Source organism: Ruminococcus sp. (assembly GCF_045129435.1).
Classification (GTDB): domain Bacteria; phylum Bacillota; class Clostridia; order Oscillospirales; family Acutalibacteraceae; genus Ruminococcoides.
This window is the reverse complement of the sequence record NZ_JBGVJL010000132.1, coordinates 1-3183: the sequence shown is the minus strand read 5'-3', so window position 1 is coordinate 3183 and position 3183 is coordinate 1. Positions and strand designations below refer to the sequence as shown.

Annotated in this window: 4 protein-coding genes; 3 read left to right on the top strand and 1 reads right to left on the bottom strand. The window is 39.8% G+C overall.

From position 1 onward, the window contains the following. Positions 1 to 58: 58 nt before the first annotated feature. Positions 59 to 928, top strand: coding sequence for a class II fructose-1,6-bisphosphate aldolase (fba, locus tag ACJMMI_RS06410; RefSeq protein WP_405354378.1), 870 nt, complete (start codon positions 59 to 61; stop codon positions 926 to 928). Positions 929 to 1752: 824 nt separating this feature from the next. Here the strand turns inward: fba and ACJMMI_RS06405 are convergent. Continuing rightward, positions 1753 to 2049 (bottom strand): hypothetical protein, encoded by a 297-nt coding sequence (locus ACJMMI_RS06405; protein ID WP_405354377.1) that lies wholly within the window; start codon positions 2047 to 2049, stop codon positions 1753 to 1755. Positions 2050 to 2211: 162 nt separating this feature from the next. Between ACJMMI_RS06405 and ACJMMI_RS06400 the strand changes: the two genes are divergently transcribed. Then, entirely contained in the window at positions 2212 to 2442 is a 231-nt protein-coding gene (locus tag ACJMMI_RS06400; RefSeq protein WP_405354376.1) for a helix-turn-helix domain-containing protein, read from the top strand. Positions 2443 to 2545: 103 nt separating this feature from the next. Continuing rightward, positions 2546 to 2770, top strand: a complete 225-nt coding sequence (locus tag ACJMMI_RS06395; RefSeq protein WP_405354375.1) for a helix-turn-helix domain-containing protein — start codon at positions 2546 to 2548, stop codon at positions 2768 to 2770. Positions 2771 to 3183 lie beyond the last annotated feature (413 nt).

Below are 3183 nucleotides of genomic sequence, written 5' to 3'. Positions count from 1 at the left end.
AGACTCAAGCGGGCTTATCCGCAGAGCAAATAAATTTATATTTTGGAGAGTGACTACAATGCCTCTGGTAAACGCAAAAGACATGCTGACCAAAGCTATGGAAGGCAAGTATGCCGTCGGTCAGTTCAACATCAACAATCTCGAGTGGACAAAGTCCATCCTTCTCACTGCTGAAGAGCTCAAGGCTCCCGTTATCCTCGGTGTATCTGAGGGCGCAGGCAAGTACATGTGCGGCTACAAGACAGTTGTCGGCATGGTTAAGGGCATGATCGAAGAGCTGAACATCACAGTTCCCGTTGCACTTCACCTCGACCACGGTTCTTTTGAGGGTGCAAAGGCTTGCATCAATGCAGGTTTCTCCTCTATCATGTTCGACGGCTCACACTATCCGATCGAAGAAAACATCGAAAAGACAAAGGCTCTCGTAAACACATGCGAAGTTCTCGGTCTTTCTCTTGAAGCAGAAGTCGGTTCTATCGGCGGCGAAGAAGACGGTGTTATCGGCGCAGGCGAGTGTGCAGATCCCAACGAGTGCAAGATGATCGCTGACCTCGGCGTTACAATGCTCGCAGCAGGTATCGGCAACATCCACGGCAAGTATCCCGAAAATTGGCAGGGCCTCAGCTTTGAGACTCTCGAAGCTGTTAAGAACACTGTCGGTGACGTTCCGCTGGTTCTCCACGGCGGCACAGGCATCCCCGCTGACATGATCAAGAAGGCTATCTCCCTCGGCGTTGCTAAGATCAACGTAAACACCGAGTGCCAGCTCGCATTCCAGGCTGCTACAAGAGAGTACATCGAGGCAGGCAAGGATCAGCAGGGCAAGGGCTTCGACCCCAGAAAGCTCCTCGCTCCCGGCGCAGAAGCAATCAAAGCAACAGTCAAGGAAAAGATGGAGCTCTTCGGCTGCATCGGCAAGGCTGAGTAATTGATTTTTTGGATTCAATGATCATTGAATAACGACGAACCCCCGACAGTTTTGCAAAAGACTGCCGGGGGTTTTGGTGTTATATGTAATTTTCAAAATATTGTAAAGTGGAGTATTTGCATAAGATTTGATTAGGCTTAACATTCTGATTCTGTTTTGCCTTTTTATATTGCCGTATGTATTTCAGCATTTTGCTATAAACTATTTGCTCTTTTCCTTTTAAGGCATTAAATTCATTTTGTCTTATTTGTGGTTTGTGAAACTTGTCGATATATTTTTCCTCATTTATAATTACAACTGCCTTTGAAAAGTCAAGACCACAATTATTTTTTTGTCGGTCCATAGTACATGATTATGTGCTATGTGAGAACGCATTGGAACTACAAATAAAACATCATTAATCTTTATACAGACTTGAATATATGGTCTAGTAATTTTTTGCTCTATTTCGGGGCAGTCTTTATAGTCGTTATAAAATTCTTTCGTTAAATAACAAAATTCCAATTAATGCACATCCAAACCAGCAAAAAACCTCTCCTCATGACAAAGAGGAAAGGTTTTTTGCTTCAATTGAGCTTTCTTTATTTTTAGTTTGCCGCGCTCTACGGCAAACTCTTCAATTGAGCTTTCTTTATTTTTAGTTTGCTGCGCTCTACAGCAAACTCTTACACTAATATTATATGCATCTTTATGTTATTTGTCAATGGTTTCTCTAAAAAAATAAATTGTAATTATTTAGTACATTTAATAAATAATAAAAACTCGCACCCTGCTGTTGACAAGCATCGCGAGCGGGGTGCGGGTATATTGGAAACTGTTGTTAGTTAGGTATAGTTTTGTATTATTGCAATATGTGCAGGTGATGGATAGTACCTATGGCTATCATCATAAATTACTACTATAAGCATAATCATTAGTATTAAACCAAATACTATACATGCTAATTTGGGATGCTTTTCATATACATAAACAAATAATTCAAGTAAAAAGTAACCGACAACTAAAAAAGCGGCAATTATTAAAATCCACTTAATAATTGCTTTTAGTAAATAAAATGGGCCAAAAACAATAATGACTATTATAAAAACTCCTACAGTTAATGCCCATATACTTGGATCCATACCTTAAATTCCTCCGTTTTTTGACAAAATTTCGTGACATTCTTCACATCACTTTAAAATAATATCACAAATTGAGATATTTGCCAATATAGGTCGGCTTAATAAAGTAACATAATTTTGTATTTTTTATACATACTTTATTATGAAGGACGGATATTGCCGATGAGACTTAAAGACATCAGAGAAGACCACGACTACACGCAGAAATACGTTGCCGATCTGCTCTTTATCAAGCAGAACACCTACTCTCAATACGAGACTGGGCAGCGACAGATCCCTTTGGATTTTCTTGTCAAATTGGCGATGGTCTATGAAACTTCTACTGATTATATCCTTGGACTGACGGATGAAAAGAAGCCTTATCCGAGAAGCGAGGATTTTATCTTACAATAAAATCCCGTTTGCACCTATATAGGCGCAATAGAATTATATCATACCTATAAAATAATGTCAACAATAAATTGCACTTATAGCGGAGCAAAAGAGGTTGACATGTATGGATACAGCTTATGACAAGGCTTTTGGACAAAATTTGCGTAGACTGCGTATTGAGGCGGGTTTCACTCAAGACCAGCTCGCGGCTAAATTGCAGGTGGACGGGTGCGACATCACGCGGAGCGCTATCGCTAAAATCGAGGTTGGACAGCGCCACATCTATCCCGACGAGATCAAGAAAATACACGAGATCCTGGGCGTGTCCTACAACGATATGTTCATTTAGTGCGGGAGAAAAATAAAAAAAATTGACACGCTGGGATTTTTTATTTTGTCTGTTGACAAATGGCGGCGTATCAATTATAATAAATATAGAAGGTGACACTGTTCGCGCATGAATATATTGCGTAGACGGTTGATTTCCAAAGATTATTTGATTAAAAGATTAACCGCATTCTTTGGGGAGAGGGCGGTTAATCTTTTTTGCTGTTAAGTATTTTGTCAAGCAAAATAAGTATTACTATGAAAAATATCAATGTGGTATAATCCATAATGCAGCACCTCCCATCTATTATTAGAGATAGGGAGGAAATCAACCGCCTACCGTGTGCAATTGTAAATCAGCGTGAACAATGTCACCGTTGAATATTATATGACGGAAATTGTTTTATGTCAAGAAATTTATCGCCTATCTGTTGA

Coding starts and splice junctions, on each gene's coding strand:
- ACJMMI_RS06395 (WP_405354375.1), top strand. CDS start 2,546: ATGGATACAGCTTATGACAAGGCTTTTGGACAAAATTTGCGTAGACTG.
- ACJMMI_RS06405 (WP_405354377.1), bottom strand. CDS start 2,049: ATGGATCCAAGTATATGGGCATTAACTGTAGGAGTTTTTATAATAGTC.
- ACJMMI_RS06400 (WP_405354376.1), top strand. CDS start 2,212: ATGAGACTTAAAGACATCAGAGAAGACCACGACTACACGCAGAAATAC.
- fba (WP_405354378.1), top strand. CDS start 59: ATGCCTCTGGTAAACGCAAAAGACATGCTGACCAAAGCTATGGAAGGC.